Here is an 18,856-nt window from a genome sequence, read left to right on the forward strand (position 1 = left end):
ATATGCGTTTTTTGCACCGCCTTAAACGGGTCATCGTATCCTTGTGTCTTTTTGCTATCCTCATGCCATCAACAGCTTTAGCCGCTCAATATACAGTGGTACCTGGTGACTCACTTTATTTAATTAGTCAAAAAGTTGGTGTTAGTATTACTCAGATCAAGACCGCCAATGGTCTTACCAGTGATGTTCTTGACCCTGGGCATGTTCTTACAATACCAGAGGCTAAACCTACGGAGATAAGCTATACGGTGAAGTCTGGTGATAGTCTCTATGCCATCGCCCAGAAGTTTGGTGTTGGGTTAAATACTATCATGCAGGTCAATGGGCTCACTAGTTCTACCATTCATCCTGGCAAACAACTTATAATTCCAGGGGCAAGTGTGAGGAATACCGCCGCTCCAGTGGCTGCTACCGTAAGCCGCAGTGCCCAAAGACCGGTTATTCCCTATGATGATGAAGATTTCGATTTGCTGGCACGTCTGGTCACTGCTGAAGCAGGAGGAGAACCGATGGAAGCCCAGATTAGTGTAGCAGCGGTTGTTATTAACCGGGTACAAAGTTCCATTTTCCCCAATAATATTCGCGACGTAATCTATGCCCAAAACCAGTTTTCTCCTGTCAGAAACGGTTGGATCAATAAACCTGCCACAGCCAATGCAATTAAAGCTGCCCAGGCAGCATTAGATGGTAATGATCCTACCAACGGGGCACTATATTTCTTTGATAAAGGTTCCACCAACTCATTTCTTCTCTCCCTGCCTGTAGCCGCTAATTATGGCAAAATGGTTTATGCAAAGGCAAAATAAATAACATAAGCACTGGCATGAATGCCAGTGCTTGCTTATTTCTATAAAAACTGAATATCCTTATCGATTTCTACATTCTCCATCAATCGTAAGGTTGCTTCTATGGGCAAATGATCGGAAGCCAGTGTGTGATAGGTAGTTGCAGATAGGGTATTCCATTCAGAAGATACAAAAATATAATCGATTTGCTCTTGTGGCTGTTGCGCAGGGTAAGTTTTATAGGGTTCACCCATATCGGTTGCATCTTTAAGAATCGTGGTAAGTAATCGGTACTCCTCAGATGTAGGACCATTATTAAAATCCCCCACTAGAATACAGGGATAAGAACATTTACCAATAATTCCCAATATATCCCTTACTTGATCCATTCTCTCCTCACGCTTTAACCCTAAGTGGGTACAAAAAAAGCTAATCTTTCTATGTTTTAATAGAATGATTGCCTCGAGTAAACCCCTTTTTTCTCCCTTACTGGGAAGCATATACTGCCTGTACAGAAGCACCGGCCAATGAGATAGAATTGCATTACCGAACTGGGCAACCCCCCAGTTCAAGTTGGGCCCGTAAACCCAATTTTTGTATAGCAGCTGCCCAAGTGTTTTTGCTTGATGAACAAAATGGCTGCGCGGCATATGTTTATCTACTTCTTGTAAGCCAATCAACTTACCTCCAGTATATGCCAGGGACTTAGCAATTTGGTGAATATCAACTGCTCCATTTATTCCCTGGGCATGACGGATATTATAGCTAACTACCCGGATAGGAAACAATTTTCACCACCCCCATTAGCTAAGATAATGTCCATATTCAATAACCTTTCGATTAAAGTTTAGCATATTACTTAAATAAGACATCATTCCCCGCACATTGAGGTCTGGGGGTATATTGGCTGCTTTATTGGCCAAATTTTTCAGTCCTTTATCCAGCCCTTTTAATAAAAAGCCTTCTTGGGCAGCCAGGGGACTTATTAATTGTTTATCATCCCCAATTAAGCCTCGATCCGGAAGCAATATTAGGTTTCGATAAAGCATAAATTGCGCCAACTGCTCCCAGGATTTAGAAGTAAAGCCGATCACTGTCATGTTTTCATCATCCCAAACGATATCCATTGTTATTAGGCATATTTCCAGGGTCTTGTTAATGATCAAATTCCATTCGAGGTGATACTCTACCTCTTCCCCCATTGCTCTGCGCTCGGCATACTGTGCCATTTCTTTTTTAATGGCAGGTACCACTAAAAAAATGCTATCTGCCAAAGTACCTATAATTTCGGGATAAATAATAGCTCCACCCATAGCCCTCCCCCATAATAACGGGTTCTCATTCTCATTTGTCTCGTTGAAATATGCTATGCGTTTAGGTATCCGTATGCTACTTTTTGTCTGATGGCAATAACCCGTGTCATAAAATAAAAAAGTTGGAAAACGTTTTCCAACTTTACACCCTTAGCTATGCACCATTTACTTTTCTAAAGGCCGCATACAATTTGTAGCAGCAACCCATCTTAATTTTCTTTTCACCCTCACCGATACGGGTTAGTTGCATTTTGCCATTGATAATTTTCATTTTGGCTATTACTTTTGCCATACTAACACCTCCTATGTTCTCTTGAGAAAATTATAACAATCACAATTTTTAGAAGCAAGCCTTTCGGTCTAAGTTGCAATTGTAAAACAATTCATTTGATTTTAAATCTATTTTACTTCTTGTACTACTTCTTCCTCCTTACTAATACACATTAACAAAGTGGACAAGGAGGTACTTTTATGAAAGTAGACAAGGAAATCTTTCTTTGCCTAATAAGGGATTTTTCCTGGGGTAAGCTTAAAAAAACGATTTTTCCCAAAAAGTTAGACGAAAACTCCTTAGAAGTGCAAATTGAGCTGGCAAAAAAAGCCTGGCTAATTGCCCAGAATCAAATGGAATGGGCTGATCGGGATATGCTCGAGGCGGCTATTCTCCAGACCACCGCCTGTGAAAGAAAATATATGGCCCTGTTGCAAAAGGCTAGAAATGAACACTACCACATTTGGGATACAAAACAATTAACCCCTGCAACAGGTAGCCATAGCTAGCTGTTGCAGGGGTTGTTTTTATGGAGATTAGAATTTAGTCAAGTATTCTTCCAATTCCCAAGGACTTACTTGCATTCTATAACGATCCCATTCGATGGTTTTCGCTTCCAGATAACGTTCATAGATATGGGAACCCAGTGCATCTTTAACAACTTCATCTGCTGATAAGGCCTGGACTGCTTCATAAAGACTATTCGGCAAATGGGTAATACCCAATTCCTGCCGCTCAGCCGAAGTCATTTCATAAATATTTCGATCACAGGGTGGCGGCGGCACCATCCCTTTTTTAATACCATCCAAACCAGCCCTCAGGCAGACAGCCAAAGCCAAATAGGGGTTACAGGATGGGTCCGGACTGCGTAATTCAATACGGGTAGACATCCCCCGCTTAGCCGGAATACGGATTAATGGACTGCGGTTTTGAGCAGACCAGGCCACATAAACCGGAGCCTCGTAACCGGAAACCAAACGCTTGTAAGAGTTAATGGTGGGGTTAATAATAGCTGTGATGGCATCGATGTGACTCATCAACCCGGCGATATAACTCATGCTAATTTCACTCATACCATTCGGCATTGCTGGATCATAGAAAGCATTCTCACCATCCTTGAAGATCAGGGATTGGTTCAAGTGCATACCTGAGCCGGCCATGCCAAAAACTGGCTTCGGCATAAAGGTGGCATGAAGTCCGTGACGTTGGGCCACCGTTCGTACAGCCAACTTAAAGGTTACAATTTTATCTGCTACATCCAAAGCATCGGAATATTTAAAATCAATCTCATGCTGGCCAGGCGCAACCTCGTGATGAGATGCTTCAATCTCAAATCCCATTTGTTCCAGGGTAAGAACCATATCACGGCGGGCATCCTCTCCCAAGTCAATGGGTGTCATATCAAAATAACCAGCCCGATCATGCGTTTTGGTTGTGGGACGCCCCTCACTATCGACGTGAAAAAGGAAGAATTCTGCCTCTGGACCTACGTTCATGGAATAGCCCATGGCCTCTGCCTCGGCAATGGCCCGCCGCAAGGCATAGCGTGGATCACCGATAAAGGGTGTACCGTTAGGATTGTAGATATCACAAATTAAACGTGCCACTGCACCATCTCTTGGTTTCCAAGGGAAAACAACAAAGGAACTGGGGTCCGGACGAAGATACATATCTGATTCTTCAATACGGACAAATCCTTCAATGGAAGACCCATCGAACATTAACTCTCCAGCCAGGGCTTTATCCAATTGCTCTACGGTAATGGCTACGTTTTTCAATACACCAAAGATATCCGTAAATTGCAGGCGAATAAATTTTACATTTAAGTCTTTGCATAATTGTCTGACGTCATCGTTCGTCAATTTTGCCACACTAACACACCTTTCTCCATATCCTTACAAGGATAAGTATACTTTATAATAAAAAAAGCCTACAGATAGGTAAGAAATAATTATTACCCATTGTAGGCCTCATTGCCAAATCATATGCACAATGTGCTTTTCAATTATTTAAATTATATATGAAAATCTTAGAAATATCTACCCCTAAATATAGGACATTATGCTTCTGGAAAAACTCTGCTGCCTAAACTAATTAGTAGAAAGGCCTAGACAAAAGAAGCTTCCATGCCCTCCTGCATAATTAACCAAGAATACTTTCCACTTCAGCAGCATCGGCATCCATAATGTACTTGATGCCGCTTACCTGAGCTGCCTCCGGAGTTATCGCCACCAAATCATCCCGGGTAATGTATTCTAATGCAAATTTACGTGCACCGCACATAAACTGGCGCAGACCCTGAGATAAGCGTTCGAAGTAGGAGTATACGCCGATAGCACCTACCGGTAGATCCTTGTAGCGATCACCCAACTTCTCTTTCAATACAGCAGCGTTAATGAATATTTGCTCTAGGGTTTCACCGTATTTCTTATATTCATTGGGAACTTTGCCGGTTTTTAGCATTTCACCAATATTCTTACCAACCATAGCAGCGGTCAGTGGAGAACGTGCCATGGCAATAGCCTTAACAAAGGGAGCACTCATGGCCAGGCCTTTAAACATGTGATCTTCCAGCGTTAAGCCGCCCGCAATTGCAATGGGGGGCACGTATTCGCCCTTGTCAGCCAGTTTATCACAGTACTTCGTTAGCAAAGACTGAATGTAAACAGTGGGTAAACCCCATTCGTTCATCATCCGCCAGGGACTCATACCAGTACCACCACCGGCACCATCCACCGTCAGCAGATCAATTTTAGCGATGGATGCAAATTTTACAGCCCGGGCTAAGTCAGCAGGACGGTAGGCACCGGTTTTTAAGAATACGTACTTTGCACCAGCAGCACGCAGGTCTTCTACTCGCTTAACAAAGTCCTCTTCGCTAACCATACCAATGCGGGAGTGACGCTCAAACTCTTTGAAGGCACCGGCTTGATAAGCTTCCTGTACCTTTGGGTCCTCGGGGTTAGGCAATACAATGTAGCCCCGGCTCTTTAATTGCAGGGCACGTTCCAGACTATTTAGCTTAACTTCCCCGCCAATATCCTTAGCACCTTGGCCCCACTTGATCTCAACTGCTTCTACCCCCAGTTTTTCCAAAGCATATTCCTGTACACCAAGCATGGTATCCTCAACATTGGCCTGAACAGCAATGAAACCGGTACCTTGGGACCACTCTTGGAAATCCTTAATTCTTCTAGCTAAATTGGGAGAGTGAAACACCCGGCCATTTTTAATCTCCACATTGGGATCCATTGCGCAAACATTCTCACCGATGGCAATACCTGCACCGGAAATAGCACAACCAGCAGCCAGATGATCCCAGTTATCCGAAGCAATATTGGTAGAACCCATGGCAGCAACCACGATGGGTGTCGTAAGTTTCAGGTCTTTGTTGGCACCTAGATATGTTTCCAAATTAACAGCGGGGAAAATAGCCTTATTTGAATCTGCTTCAATTCCTTTAGCACCCACAGCCGTACCCATAATGTTAAAATGGGAGTAGTCCACCGGATAATCCTTTTGGGATGCAGAAGTTACCTTGCCGAAGGGTTGGGGGTAAAGACTTTCCTTGCCACGTATGGCAGATTTACCAATCTCGCAGAAACCAGGGCAGCCATCTAAACAAGTGCTGCACATACCGCTAAAGGGACAGTAGCTATCTGGGGTACGTAGTTTGGTTAGGGTAGCCGAACTGGCATTTGTGCCTTTACTATAAGTCATTTACATTACCTCCTAAAAATGATTCGTTTGTGCGTTTAAATACCTACCTTCCAACACCAAAGTCGGTGAAGAAAATCGTGGCTTAAAAAACAAAAACGCCCCAACCAGACCCTTACTTTAAAAGGTCCAGTTGGGACGCCTTTGCCCCTTTGGTTATTTACTTGGTATCTTTACTATACCTATAACGATGTACTTTAGTCAATAAGGGGCCTCTTGATATATTGTATACTTAGAAGGTACACCTCTACGCTTATTTTGTCAGTGAAGCAATAATCAATTGGGCCACCTTTGCCAATGAACAACACCGATCCATACTTAGCTTTTGCATATAGCGATGGGCTTTCTGTTCATTAAAGCCCTTTTTCTCTATGAGCAGCCCTTTAGCCTGTTCAACCAAACGTTGTTCCTCGAGCTTCTTCTTTAGCTTTTTGTTTTCTTCCTCCATCCGAACCAATCGCTTAAAGGTTGCCAGAGCCATCTCCAATGTAGGGATTAAACTCAAAATCTCAATGGGTTTAATTAAAAAACCTAGGATAGAAGATACCTTTGCCTCTTCCAACAATTCCCGATGAGTCTGGGAAGTAATTAATACCACTGGGGCCAGATGATGTTCAACTATGGTTCTGGCAATTTCCAATCCCCTACTGCCTGGAATTTCCCCCTCCATTAGTACAATATCTGGTTGATGCTGAAAGGCAGCCTGTAGCGTACCTTGGCCATCTTCGGTCTCCGCAACCACCAAGTATCCATGCTGTTGAAGTGTGTTTTTAAGACTTTTTCGAAAATCCGGGTCCGGGTCTGCCAGCAGAACTCGCCTACCAAACATATTTACACCCCAATTTTCATGACGTTTGAATAAAGATACTATTTATTCTATGGATATGTCTATCCTTTTATTGGTAGACTCATATCAAGTATAAGGATGTCCAACGCGAAAAGCAATTGTCAAAATAACTAAGGAAAATCTAAATAATAACGTATTTTCATGATCGGACAGGGTCTCTTTTTGTCCCTAAGGTAAAATATCTTTAAAGGAATATGGTTATCATATTGTATTATTTCCTGTTAAATATTGTTTTGAAGGATTATTAATTATATTATAGTCATGTAAGAAAAAACCATTTACCGATGCTATTTGTTTAGGCCATAAAACGATAAATAAAGAAGGAGCGGTAGAAAATGACTACACCACAGAGTGTCCAAGTAGCACAAGCCTACGTAAAAGAGGTTTATGAGTCCGTGCAAAGAAGGAATCCCAACGAAAGTGAGTTTCACCAGGCTGTAAAGGAAATTCTTGAATCCCTTGTCCCTGCATTGGCAAAGCATCCTGAATACATGGAAAATAGTATTTTGGAAAGACTTGTGGAACCAGAAAGAATGATAACTTTTAGGGTTCCCTGGGTTGATGATCAAGGTAAGCCAAGGGTGAATCGTGGTTTCCGTGTACAGTTTAACAGTGCCATCGGACCTTACAAGGGTGGTATTCGATTCCATCCTTCTGTTAATGCCAGTATCATGAAGTTTTTAGGATTTGAACAAATTCTTAAGAACTCCCTAACTGGCCAACCCATCGGTGGTGGAAAAGGTGGCTCAGACTTTGACCCCAAGGGAAAATCCGACGGAGAAATGATGAGATTTACCCAAAGCTTTATGACCGAGCTTTGCAAATATATTGGACCGGATATTGACGTTCCCGCTGGGGATATTGGCGTTGGGGCAAGAGAAATTGGCTTTATGTTTGGTCAATACAAAAGAATTCGCGGGGGCTATGAAGCCGGTGTGTTAACTGGCAAGGGACTTAGCTACGGCGGAAGTTTAGCCAGAAAAGAGGCCACAGGATATGGTGCTGTTTATCTTGTAGAAGAAATGTTGAAGGACAAAGGCCTCAGCTTTAACGGAAGTACCGTGGTCATATCTGGCTCAGGCAATGTTGCGATCTATGCCACAGAAAAGGCTAGCCAATTGGGTGCCAAGGTTGTAGCTTGTAGTGATTCAAATGGCTATGTCTATGATAAAAATGGTATTGACTTAAAAACAGTTAAAAGACTAAAAGAGATTGAGAGAAAAAGAATATCCGAATATGTCAAAGAACATCCCGAAGCTGAGTATTTTGAAGGTTGCTCCGGCATCTGGTCCATCCCCTGTGATATCGCTATGCCCTGTGCCACTCAGAATGAAATCGATGAAAATTCAGCCAAGACACTGGTAAGCAATGGGGTAAAGGCAATTGGTGAAGGAGCAAACATGCCCTCCACTCTGGAAGCTATCAATGTATTTTTAAAGAATAATGTCCTCTTTGCCCCGGCCAAGGCGGCCAATGCTGGTGGGGTTTCCGTTTCTGCACTGGAAATGTCCCAAAACAGCATGAGACTATCCTGGACCTTTGAAGAAGTGGATAATAAGTTACATGATATAATGACAAACATTTATCGAAGTAGCGTTAAAGCCGCAGAGGAATATGGCTATCCTGGCAACTTGGTTGTTGGTGCTAATATCGCAGGCTTTATTAAAGTTGCCGAGGCTATGCTGGCCCAAGGGGTCATTTAGTCAATTTTTCACCCCATGACTTAAGTCGTGGGGTGTTTTTATGTCTTGGGACCGTATGTTTATTAATAATTGGTTAGATATTTTTCTATCTCCCAAGGATGCACATGGTTATGGAAATCCTCCCATTCCTGTTTCTTGTAATCCAAATAACGTTCAAAAATTACCGGGCCAAGTATTCCCTTAATATACGCATCACGCTCCAAGGCTTCTATGGCCTCTCCTAAATTTTTGGGTACTCTGTGATCCACCGTATTTTCATCCAATGAGGTTGGGAGGGGCAATCGATGTTCTATCCCCATCGACCCCGCTTGCATCACTAAATAGAGGGCAAGGTATGGGTTACAGGTGGCATCTGAACTTCTTAAAACAATTCGAGTATCGTCACCTCTCTGGCTTGGCACACGAATCATGGAATTGCGGTTGCCTTCAGACCAGCCTTTTAAAATACGGTCTAAATTGGCATAGCCCAGTCGTTTGTAGGAATTAACCAAGGGATTAATCACAGCGGTAATGGCAGAAGCATGGTTGGTTATTCCCGCAATAAGACTACCTCCCTGTGTACTAAGACCATATTGAGCCACAGCATCATACAAAGCATTCCTTCCTTCCTGCCGCAAACAAATACTCAAGGCCATGCCAGATCCATTAAAATCGGGCAAAGGCTTGGGCATAAAGGACGCATGTAAACCATGCCGTTGAGCAATGGTCCGTACCACAAATTTGAAAGTAGCAATTTTATCAGCCATGTTTAAGGGCTCATCTTCTCGCAGCACAATTTCATGTTGACCTGGGGCACTCTCATGGTGACTGGCGACTATTTGAAACCCCATTTCTTCTAAGGTAAGCACCATATCCCGGCGAGCATTCTCGCCCAAGTCCACAGGGGTCAAATCACAAAGGCCTGCGTTATCGTGGGTACAGGGGATAGGATGACCTTTCTGATTTGTTTGGAAAAGAAAAAATTCAATTTCTGCCCCAAAGGTAAGTTCAAAGTTGTTTTTTCTTAGCCATACCAGCGAATCTCTTAATTTACTTCGGACACAACCAGGATAAGGCTTCCCGTCTGCATCAATGATATCACAAATTAATCTTGCCACCGCCCCTTCCCGGGGACGCCAAGGAAAGACTTGAAAGGTGTTCGGATCTGGTCTTAAAAAAACATCCCTTTGAAGAACTCCATATTTTCCCTCAACCACCGCACTGTCTAGGCTAATCTTGGAATGCAACGCACTTTCAAGTTCTTCAACTGTGACAGCAACGTTTTTAAAAGAACCTTGAATATCCGTAAATTGCAGTCTGACAAATTTTACGTGACATTCCTGTGCCCTTTCAATTACTTCTTGAACCGCTAAAGGCTGCATCTTGTTTACCCCCTTGCTGATACTGTATGAAGAAAGTTCCTACCCTATCCTTACTTCCTGAATGGATCTGGCAAATTCCAATTCACGATTGCTCGGAAGTTTTCCCTGTTTCTAAAGCATTTTTATTACCAAATCTCTCCTACAAGGATTGACTTATTTAAAGTATAAGGATACCAAGTACGAAAAGCAATTGTTAGAAAACCAAAGACCTGCTAAAAGTCAGTACCTGTATACATAATTATCCCGAAAAAATATCATATCAATCATCATTAATTAATAAGAATAAACATATTAGATGTCACAACGTGGTAATCGCTCATAAGCACCGCATAGGGTATGGTTTTCCCTAATGTATGGTGCCTTATTGATCGATTCGAAATTTTACAAGGGGGTAAATTTATGGGTAAAGGAAAACTTAAAAAAGTTTTTCCCGGCGGCAATACAAGTCGCGGATTTTTCTCTTACTACGATTATCTTATCAAGCCGGATGCCACCCGTATCCTGGTTCTCAAGGGTGGTCCAGGCGTAGGAAAATCTACTTTCATGCGCTACATTGGGGAGCAAATGTTGGATAAAGGCTATGATGTTGAGTACCACTGCTGCTCCTCGGATAATGGCTCCTTAGATGGGGTATGCATCCCCTCAATTGGTGTGGCCTTGCTGGATGGCACCGCCCCTCACGTGGTCGACCCCAAAAACCCTGGTGCGGTGGATGAGGTTATCAATTTAGGTGAATATTGGAATGAAGCTAATATCAGGAAAAATAAGGATCTTATTATAAAGGCCAATACCCGGGTAGGACGCCTTTTTAAAATTGCCTATCATCAATTAAATGAAGCTAAGGCTATCAAGGATGAATTGGATAGTTATTATGCCGAGGCTATCAATATGGGTGGTGTCAATGGAATGATCCACAGCATCGCCGAAGATATATTGGAAGATTTAGTTAAAGAAAAAAAGATGCAGTTTGAAAAGGAAGCCTTTGCTAGACACCTATTTGGCACTGCCATCACACCCAAGGGTCAGGACCATTATTTGGAAACCATTTTAGATGGTATTAAGAAATTGTATTTTATTACTGGAGATGCCCACACGATCGGTTCTCAGGTAGTCGGCACCATTGCCCAAGCAATGCATATGCACGGGCTAAACACCGAAGTTTATCACTGTGCCTTTGAACCAACGGCTGTGGATTTAGTAGTTGTCCCCGAGCTAAAAATAGCTGTTTTGAAAGATATACCCGGTATTGATTTAAAACTTCAAGGCATACCCGGCTTGAAGAAGGTAAAAATTAAAGATCTCAACCAGCACCTGAAGCAAGATGTCTTAGTTGCTTATGAGAGGGAAATTAAGTGTGCTAACGAAAGACTTCACTCCGCCATTGGTCGTGCCATCAGTTACATCGCCGCAGCCAAAGCTGAGCATGATGTATTAGAGCAGTTTTATATACCGACCATGGATTTTGATGCAATTAGTGCCAAAAGGGATGAAACCCTGGCCCGGATTTTAAAATATGCGGAGGAAATAACGACTTAAATTAAGAAAAAGCCGATAATTCTCACATTTGAGATTATCGGCTTTGCTTATTATCGTGCCTCTTAACCAACGAACATCGACTTATTCTTCCGCTTTCTTAGACTTTCTTTGTACAAAAATGGCTGCATCGGGGCAAACCATCTGGCAAATGCCGCAGCCATTGCACTCATCACTGCTCTCCACTGCCGGAGTACTATATACGCCTAGCTTTTTGGAAAAGGATAGACTCTTCTTGGGGCATTTCTGAATGCACAAACCACAGCCCTTACACAGGCCAAGGAAAATAGTCCAATCACTTTTGGTTAATTCTAGGGTCTGAGCTCTGAATTCCATGATTTCCCCCCCTATTTCATCAGCTCAATGCCGCGTTCAATGGCCTTAAAATTCATTTCACGCAGTTGAGGATTCTGTTCAAATTTATAACCCAATTTCTTCTCAATGGCAGACTTGGCAGCATCCACAGGGATAACTCCGGTGGCACCAATTACAGCACCCATGATCAGAATGTTAAATACGCGGGGGTGTAGTTCATTTTGGGAAATTTCTAAGGCGGGAATGGCTAATACTTTCTTTGCCTCGCCTTCCTTAGGTAAATCATTTTCTACGCCTTGGATGCTGGCATCATAGACAAAAACAGTATTGGCATCCACATATTGTCTGCAACGGCGTACAGCACGATCACTTAGGGCAACCAAAATATCTGCCTTGTCAAACTTCGGAGCACCAATGTGCTTATCATGAATTTGTAAAAAGGCGATGGATACACCACCACGCTGCTCAACACCAAAGTTTGGTATATAAAGGGCTTCCCGACCCAGTTCATTGGCAGCATCAGCAAGAATCCCTGCCACAGATTGAACACCCTGGCCACCTTCACCGGCCATGCAAATCTTAACAGCCTTAGCCATTCTGCTGAACCTCCTTTTTAACCTCGAAGGGGTTCTTCTTTTCTCCAACCTTATAGTACTGAGGCATTTCTTTTTCGATAAAGGCCCAAGTCTTCTCGGCATTGGTGCGCCAGTTGGTGGGGCAGCCTGCCAGTGCTTCCACAAAGGAGAAACCTCTGCCATCCATTTGGTTTTGCAGTGCTTTTTTAATATAACCCTTTAGCTGCTTCAAATTAGCAGTGGTACCGCGGGCCACATAGGCTCCCTCTCCGGTGATAGCAGCCAGCATTTCGGGACCCTGGGTTGGCATACCGGTGGCCTCTGGGTCACGACCGTAGGGGGCAGTCTCCACCTTTTGTCCCGGCATGGTACAAGGGGACATCTGACCACCGGTCATAGCATAGACGGTGTTGTTAGCCAAGAGTACGGTTACCTTCTCGTTCCGGGCAGCAGCGTTGACAATACCGCCAATACCAATGGCATAACCGCCGCCGTCACCCATGTAGGCAACGGTAATCAGGTCGGGATTCGCGCGTTTAATCCCGGTCATTACCGGTGTGGTACGACCGTGGTGGGTTTGTACGCTGTCACAGTTAAAGAAATCCCAGGACAGCAAGGAACAGCCAATGTCACAGCCAAATACGACTCTATCTTGTATTCCCAGTTCATCAATGGCTTCACCTAGGCACTTTAGTACCAGACCATGGCCACAACCGGGACAAAATTTATGGGGTTTTGATTCTGGACGCCAGCTTTTCGGCATGGCAGGTTGTAAAGACACAGACATGTTGAAACCTCCCTCCTTAGCTTTAAAAATCTATAGTGCCTCTTTTGCTCTGGCTACAATCTGTTCTGTGGTGATACCTACACCAGGGCGGAAGAGGGGCACAATTTCTGCCGTTGCACCGTAAATGGCAGACTGAATTAACTTTGCCAATTGGCCTTGGGCAGACTCAGCAATCAATAACTTTTTAGTCTTATCAGCCACTGCTCTCAGTTGCTCTGCTGGGAAGGGGCGAAGAGTGATGGGACGGAAAAATCCTACCTTATAGCCCGCTTCTCTTAATTCCTTTACGGCATCCTTTACGCCACGGAAAACAACACCGTGAGCGATGATGACCAAATCAGCATCTTCTACATTTTCTTGCTCATACTCGATTACTTCCGGTGCCATTTTTTCATAATCAGCAAAGTGTTGTTGTAAAACATCATAGAGTTCTTCCTCTGTGTTAAAGGTATTACGATAAAGACCTGGTTCACGGTCTACACCGATACTACCTGGTTTACCTACATATTTTTCAGAGGGTACTCTGACATAACCCCTTTCCTCAGGATCATATAGGGTTACGGATTCACGCAATTTGGCTTGATAACCGTCGCCTAATACGAAGGTGGGAAAACGGTACTTCCAGGCAGTATTAAAGGCTTTCAGTGTATAATCGAATAGTTCTTGGTGATTGCTTGGGGAATACACAATACGTATTCCTTCACCATTACCACCCTGGGTTGTCATGGTAACTTCCTGTTGGGAGTAAATAACAGTGGCTGTAGATGGGCCACCACGCTGCTGTACGATCGATACCGTTGGCAGTCTCATCATTTCCGCCATAGACATTGGTTCCTGCATCAAGGTGTTACCAGGGCCGGCAGTGGCAGTAAAGGCTTTAAGGCCTGCCAATACACCACCGATGGTGGTAAAACCAGCGGACAATTCATCCTCGGTTTGCAGGAATTTGCGATCATACTTGGGTATTAAACGGGTCCAATAGTGCATAATTTCGTTTTGTGGGGTAATGGGATAGCCGTACATAATATCGGCACCTGCTGCTAAACAAGCCCAGGCAACTACCTCGTTACCCGTCATAAAAGCCCGCTTTTCTCCGATAATGGGTTTTTCTGACATAGGAATTAGTACACCTCCTGTTATAGTAAAGCTTTTTAGGAAACCACCTCATTACTAGCAAGATCAGTTCACATAAAAATTTATAATTTCCCTTTGTAGATTACCTCTGCACCTAAGTACTAGTAAATAAAGTAGTAAAATATGCCTTTCTATACATTTCTGAATATTCCTTTTTTTAAAATTAGAAAAATTGAATAAATTTTAAACCATCGTCTGATTATACAGATGACAAAAAAACTTTTTTGCTCAATAAAAAGCCTCTTTGGGCTTAAAAGGCTCAAAGAAGCTTTTGTGAAAAAATAAACACCGAGTAAAAAAAAATTAAAATGTTAGCATGCAAAAGGATTTTTCGAATATATGTCGAACTATGTCATTTAAAGCTTTTGGGGCCTAAGCCTATGTGTAATTTATCACAATTTTTTAACCATTAACAACATTGGAGGTCTGCATGATACAGGTTAATAATTTTCGGGAAGTTGTAAAACTTAGAAAGACTTGCAAACAGGACTTAGTCTCCTGTGATAATTGTACCTGTCCTCTAAAAGCAAAAGGTACTTTAGGAATGACCGTTTGTGAATTAGTTACCTCTCATATTACGACTGAACCTAAATCCGTAGAAATTGTCCTAAGTTGCCCAGCGGAAGACGATCCTTTGGGTATAAAGAATTTCTTTGAACACTGTGAAAAGGGTTACATTCGCCCCACTTCACGGCAATTGGATTTCATGAAACTACAACAGGATAAATGTAAAAGTTGTCCAGCAAACACCCGGTATACCATGCATCACCCAAAATTAGATATTGAAATTTCCCCTCACCTTTGTACAACCTTGAAATCCACGGCCCAAACTATTCAAGATGCCGCAAAGGGAGGTTCTTGTTGCATCATCCCTAGGGGCCCCAAAACCGCCCCTAAGGCTTTTTCATTGGGAAAATCGATGTTTAAATAATAAAACCGAGGATAGGTCTTACCATCCTCGGTTTTATTATTCATTGGCTATCACCTTAGCTGCAATTTTATCCTTTATACCTCTTTGTTCGTTCTCTCGTAAGATACTCTCCAAGCCAATACTATCTAGTATTTCATCAATCAATTCCTTATTCATTTTCTTCCCCCCTACAGGTAGTTACCCAATTAGTCTATGCCCCAGAGTAATAAAAGATGACTAATATTTAAATTTTTATTTAATAAAAATAATAACCCTAGTTAACTTGCATTATCTTTTATTTCTGATGTATAATACAATCAGCTCGAAAAATGCTTGGATATACGGTGAACTTTCTCTATTGCCACTGGCTGAGGGGAATTTTTAGAAAACTGTTAGTCCCTAGCACGGGCAATTATTAGAGGAGGTTTTTCCATGTACCAAGACAAAACTTTAAACTGTAAAGATTGTGGTGTAGACTTTGCTTTTACTGCTTCCGAGCAAGAATTCTATGCCGAAAAGGGTTTCACTAACGAACCCGGTCGTTGCCCCGAGTGCCGTGCCGCTCGTAAAGCTCAAAACAACAGAGGAAACAGTGGCTTCAACCGCAACAGAGATCGTCAAATGTTTGACACCATTTGCTCTGCCTGTGGCAAAGAAACCCAAGTTCCTTTCCAACCACGTGGTGATAAGCCCGTATATTGCCGCGATTGCTTCAGACCCCGCAACAACTGGTAGTCAGAAGATTATGGCCGTATAGATTATTCTATACGGCCTTTTAATTTTATGAAAACCCTTCCTAATAGAGCGGGTCCGGCCTGTACCTGATCAACTTATGAAGTATGTCCGATTCCATTTGTCTGTACCACTCGCTCCTCAAAGGCAGCTAATTTTTTAGCCACTAAGGTCTCGCTGACACCTAGAGATTTTGCAATACTTCATTCGGTTGGCAGCAGAGGGTTGCGGTTTAAAATCGTTTCCACTTCTTCGTATCCTGTGGGAAATGCATAGTTGTAACGTGCAGGAAGCGCAAACACGTATCTAGAATTGCGGCCAAGCTCCATGGGTCCCATGGGTGCCCCACCGATATGGAATTTTTCCTGCTGCAATGAATCCCATTGATCGAAAGTAAAAATCATAATCGGGATATCCTGTCGCGGATCTTGGACACTCCACTGAGGATGTCTGATATAAATGATGGGGCCAGTTTGGACGGTCTTTTCCGTTTGGGAACCCCCCGGAGCCAAACCTTTCCATTGGTCATTTACAATCGCAAAGCCTTGCCAACTCGTTGGCAAAGGAAAGTTAAAACCGTATTGCGTATTTTTATACACAATGGCGTCACTTGCCTCGCTCGTGCCAAATGTGAAATCATCAATCAACCACCGATCCTTAATCTTTTTAACCACCAGATTGATCGGTTGCTTTCCGGCAAAGCCACCCTTCGTCTGTTCTAAGCTTGTTATTTCAATTATTTCCCCCTTAATCTCGTAGGCCTCCCCCGATAATTTTTTCATCGCGAGAATTTCTATCCGATCGGGCCATGGGCTTGAAACCTCCCGACCGGGAGCATTTTGCGGATCACTCTGCCATTCTGTAAGCAGGCCAGGAGAAACTAAGTCTACATAATTCTTTTGCATGCTTTCACTCAGGATATCTTCGGAGGCTTGAAGTGAAACCAATTGGAGTCTTTGGCCAAAGTCTTTAACTAGGCTCACAACGGCCTGTTCATTGCTTATCTCGGTTGGCCGGGGTTCATCTTTGACCGGCGTCTTGCTTGCACCATTTGTACAACCAAACAAAGCAATACTTAACAACAAAATCAGTATGCATGGTATTATTTTCTTCATTTACTTCCTCCTCGTATATGGCCTTATAACTTATAGACGTAAATGTTTTTCTTATGTTTCGCCTAAAGCGTATACATCATCTATCCTGCAGCCCTGCCAACCTCATTCTTGTCCAGCAAGCAAACGCAGCCGGATTTGTCACTTTACATGCTGCACATTGATAGACTACAAGATTCTGGCTATTCACTAGCACAAGAATCCTGTAGTCTTTATTTTTTCACCCAGTTTCCTAAATTTTGATCGCCTTTGCTCATGGTCAGCCAAACGAAAATATTAGTATTCTTTTTGTGGCCTGATTTTTTCCCTTAAATTACCTGACTCAACTGAAACGATCCCACTATTATGATTAAATTTAGTATGGGGAGAACCGATTATCATCTTAAATTTTGCCGTGCAATCATCTCTCCAAAATCTAAGAGTAAAATAAACGGTACACTGTGCCAATCTTTTTCTCCCTTCCTTAATCGCCATAACGCCCTGCCCTTTCATGATCAGTGTATCCGTTCCTTCCATGTCGGAGCATGGCTGAGGCCTTTTCGGGCAACAAATCTCAATGCTTTCCGGAATGGCCAGTAAGATCGCTAAAACCGCATGGCCTTTCTCCTTTTTGCATAAACTATACTTTAAGGACTGGGTCACTTCTTTGTCATAGCAATCGGAGCATACACCACTTTCTACAGAAGCAATGCCCCGATAGAATAGGTCCGACTTATTTGTCACGCAGCCCTCTCCAGAGCCTGTTAAGATGCAGTCTGGTTTGCCTTTGGGTTTTTCCGGAGGGGAACAGGGGGAATCAGGAAATTCCGGTCTCTTATGAATCAAACTAATAACATTTTCCAGTTTTTCCTGCAGGATCATTTGCAGCTTCGTTGTACTTCGTATCACCTTTTCGACCCCTTGGTTGACCTCTTGGATATCCTTAATGGACACCGACTTATTTATTTTGGTATTTAATACATATTGAATTTTTTCTCCTTCTGCATTAATAATATGCGCCAGTCCCATCTCTTCCAGGGCGATGGAGGCCAAGAGCATGGTAAGTGCTTCCTCCCGGTCTAGCGTAATGATGGGAGTTATATTGGGAATATTGGGCAACGACATTAAACACCCTCCCTACAGACACAATTCAAAAACCTTTATACTTATTTTCTGAATACCCGACTAGATTACTTCCTGTTTTTCGCCTGGATTGGCCGCTTATTCCGGCAATATATGGAAAAAGGCTGCAACAGAAAGGTTCCTGACAGCAGCCTCAAATTAAAAACAAACTCTTCGTTACCGGTTATCTTAACTGAGACGAATGATCATGAGAGAGGCCCCTGCTGAATTTCCCAACAAAGCGGTCAGCCCTATAAGGCCAAAAAATTGCAGCGACACCGTAGCTCCGGCTGCTAAATCAATAACAATTTCATTGGCATACCCTGATAAGGATACCACGGGTGATATGATTGAAGCGGTATTGGCCGAACCGTTGATCATCAGCCTGGAACCCATCAAAATACTGGCGGCGGTGTTGATATGATAGGATATACGGTAGCGTCCCGCAGTGTTTATGGTAAAGACGGTATTGGCACCATTAACAGTAATATCAGGAGAAAGCAGTTTGGCACTGGGCAGGGGAATGGAGGTACCCCCTAGCAAAACGTTAATAATTGCTCCGGTGGTATTGGCGGCAAAGCCTGCGGTAGCGGTGGGATTGGGTCCCGGCGCGCCGGTGGGTCCGGCGGGCCCGGCAGGTCCGGTGTCTCCGGTGTCTCC

20 protein-coding genes are annotated in these 18,856 nt (G+C 43.1%); 5 read left to right on the plus strand and 15 right to left on the minus strand.

The window, feature by feature from the left end; genetic code table 11:
* Positions 1–2 precede the first annotated feature (2 nt).
* Entirely contained in the window at positions 3–806 is an 804-nt protein-coding gene (locus V6C11_RS15145; protein WP_333532033.1) for a LysM peptidoglycan-binding domain-containing protein, read from the plus strand.
* A gap of 41 nt (positions 807–847) precedes the next feature.
* Here V6C11_RS15145 and V6C11_RS15150 read toward each other — a convergent pair whose 3' ends face one another.
* From V6C11_RS15150 to V6C11_RS15160, 3 genes are all read right to left on the minus strand, one after another.
* Positions 848–1,573 carry an endonuclease/exonuclease/phosphatase family protein gene (locus tag V6C11_RS15150; protein WP_333532034.1) on the minus strand — a complete coding sequence of 242 codons (726 nt, stop codon included), beginning with the start codon at positions 1,571–1,573 and terminating at the stop codon, positions 848–850.
* Positions 1,574–1,588: 15 nt separating this feature from the next.
* Complete coding sequence (locus V6C11_RS15155; protein WP_333532035.1) at positions 1,589–2,098, minus strand: hypothetical protein; 510 nt, start codon at positions 2,096–2,098, stop codon at positions 1,589–1,591.
* Positions 2,099–2,252: 154 nt separating this feature from the next.
* Positions 2,253–2,390, minus strand: coding sequence for a hypothetical protein (locus V6C11_RS15160; protein WP_333532036.1), 138 nt, complete (start codon positions 2,388–2,390; stop codon positions 2,253–2,255).
* Positions 2,391–2,569: 179 nt separating this feature from the next.
* Here V6C11_RS15160 and V6C11_RS15165 point away from each other — a divergent pair, with 179 nt between their 5' ends.
* Positions 2,570–2,878 carry a DUF2508 family protein gene (locus V6C11_RS15165; RefSeq protein WP_333532037.1) on the plus strand — a complete coding sequence of 103 codons (309 nt, stop codon included), beginning with the start codon at positions 2,570–2,572 and terminating at the stop codon, positions 2,876–2,878.
* A gap of 27 nt (positions 2,879–2,905) precedes the next feature.
* On the opposite strand, the gene glnA is transcribed toward V6C11_RS15165, so the two are convergent.
* The 3 genes from glnA to V6C11_RS15180 all read right to left on the minus strand — a co-directional run bounded on the left by glnA (position 2,906) and on the right by V6C11_RS15180 (position 6,915).
* Positions 2,906–4,240 (minus strand): type I glutamate--ammonia ligase, encoded by a 1,335-nt coding sequence (glnA, locus tag V6C11_RS15170; protein WP_333532038.1) that lies wholly within the window; start codon positions 4,238–4,240, stop codon positions 2,906–2,908.
* A 271-nt stretch (positions 4,241–4,511) separates the two neighbouring features.
* The gene (locus V6C11_RS15175) at positions 4,512–6,089 is read right to left on the minus strand and encodes an FMN-binding glutamate synthase family protein (protein WP_333532039.1); all 1,578 of its coding nucleotides are present in this window, start codon (positions 6,087–6,089) and stop codon (positions 4,512–4,514) included.
* 250 nt (positions 6,090–6,339) lie between these two features.
* Entirely contained in the window at positions 6,340–6,915 is a 576-nt protein-coding gene (locus V6C11_RS15180; protein ID WP_333532040.1) for an ANTAR domain-containing response regulator, read from the minus strand.
* Between the two features lie 353 nt (positions 6,916–7,268).
* On the opposite strand from V6C11_RS15180, the gene gdhA reads away from it, so the two are divergent.
* On the plus strand, positions 7,269–8,636 hold the full coding sequence (gdhA, locus tag V6C11_RS15185) for an NADP-specific glutamate dehydrogenase (RefSeq protein ID WP_333532041.1): 1,368 nt from the start codon (positions 7,269–7,271) through the stop codon (positions 8,634–8,636).
* A gap of 62 nt (positions 8,637–8,698) precedes the next feature.
* On the opposite strand, the gene V6C11_RS15190 is transcribed toward gdhA, so the two are convergent.
* The gene (locus V6C11_RS15190) at positions 8,699–9,997 is read right to left on the minus strand and encodes a glutamine synthetase family protein (RefSeq protein WP_333532042.1); all 1,299 of its coding nucleotides are present in this window, start codon (positions 9,995–9,997) and stop codon (positions 8,699–8,701) included.
* A gap of 399 nt (positions 9,998–10,396) precedes the next feature.
* Here V6C11_RS15190 and V6C11_RS15195 point away from each other — a divergent pair, with 399 nt between their 5' ends.
* Complete coding sequence (locus V6C11_RS15195) at positions 10,397–11,533, plus strand: PRK06851 family protein (RefSeq protein WP_333532043.1); 1,137 nt, start codon at positions 10,397–10,399, stop codon at positions 11,531–11,533.
* Positions 11,534–11,614: 81 nt separating this feature from the next.
* On the opposite strand, the gene V6C11_RS15200 is transcribed toward V6C11_RS15195, so the two are convergent.
* The 5 genes from V6C11_RS15200 to V6C11_RS15220 all read right to left on the minus strand — a co-directional run bounded on the left by V6C11_RS15200 (position 11,615) and on the right by V6C11_RS15220 (position 15,316).
* Positions 11,615–11,866 (minus strand): 4Fe-4S dicluster domain-containing protein, encoded by a 252-nt coding sequence (locus V6C11_RS15200; RefSeq protein WP_333532044.1) that lies wholly within the window; start codon positions 11,864–11,866, stop codon positions 11,615–11,617.
* 11 nt (positions 11,867–11,877) lie between these two features.
* Positions 11,878–12,441, minus strand: a complete 564-nt coding sequence (locus V6C11_RS15205) for a 2-oxoacid:acceptor oxidoreductase family protein (RefSeq protein WP_333532045.1) — start codon at positions 12,439–12,441, stop codon at positions 11,878–11,880.
* The gene (locus V6C11_RS15210; RefSeq protein ID WP_333532046.1) at positions 12,434–13,207 is read right to left on the minus strand and encodes a thiamine pyrophosphate-dependent enzyme; all 774 of its coding nucleotides are present in this window, start codon (positions 13,205–13,207) and stop codon (positions 12,434–12,436) included. Before V6C11_RS15210 ends, V6C11_RS15205 begins: the two co-directional genes overlap by 8 nt.
* A gap of 30 nt (positions 13,208–13,237) precedes the next feature.
* Positions 13,238–14,323 (minus strand): transketolase C-terminal domain-containing protein, encoded by a 1,086-nt coding sequence (locus V6C11_RS15215; protein ID WP_333532047.1) that lies wholly within the window; start codon positions 14,321–14,323, stop codon positions 13,238–13,240.
* A gap of 852 nt (positions 14,324–15,175) precedes the next feature.
* Complete coding sequence (locus tag V6C11_RS15220; RefSeq protein ID WP_333532048.1) at positions 15,176–15,316, minus strand: hypothetical protein; 141 nt, start codon at positions 15,314–15,316, stop codon at positions 15,176–15,178.
* 367 nt (positions 15,317–15,683) lie between these two features.
* Here V6C11_RS15220 and V6C11_RS15225 point away from each other — a divergent pair, with 367 nt between their 5' ends.
* Positions 15,684–15,986: a zinc-ribbon domain containing protein gene (locus tag V6C11_RS15225; protein ID WP_333532049.1), complete on the plus strand. Its 303-nt coding sequence runs from the start codon at positions 15,684–15,686 to the stop codon at positions 15,984–15,986.
* 200 nt (positions 15,987–16,186) lie between these two features.
* Here V6C11_RS15225 and V6C11_RS15230 read toward each other — a convergent pair whose 3' ends face one another.
* The 3 genes from V6C11_RS15230 to V6C11_RS15240 all read right to left on the minus strand — a co-directional run.
* Positions 16,187–17,098 carry a hypothetical protein gene (locus tag V6C11_RS15230; RefSeq protein ID WP_333532050.1) on the minus strand — a complete coding sequence of 304 codons (912 nt, stop codon included), beginning with the start codon at positions 17,096–17,098 and terminating at the stop codon, positions 16,187–16,189.
* Positions 17,099–17,371: 273 nt separating this feature from the next.
* On the minus strand, positions 17,372–18,199 hold the full coding sequence (locus V6C11_RS15235; protein ID WP_333532051.1) for a hypothetical protein: 828 nt from the start codon (positions 18,197–18,199) through the stop codon (positions 17,372–17,374).
* A 186-nt stretch (positions 18,200–18,385) separates the two neighbouring features.
* Positions 18,386–18,856: BclA C-terminal domain-containing protein (locus tag V6C11_RS15240; RefSeq protein ID WP_333532052.1), on the minus strand; the 471-nt coding region annotated here is incomplete at its 5' end.

Source organism: Desulfotomaculum sp. 1211_IL3151 (genome assembly GCF_036763075.1).
In the GTDB taxonomy this organism is placed as follows: Bacteria; Bacillota; Desulfotomaculia; order Desulfotomaculales; family Desulfotomaculaceae; genus Desulfotomaculum.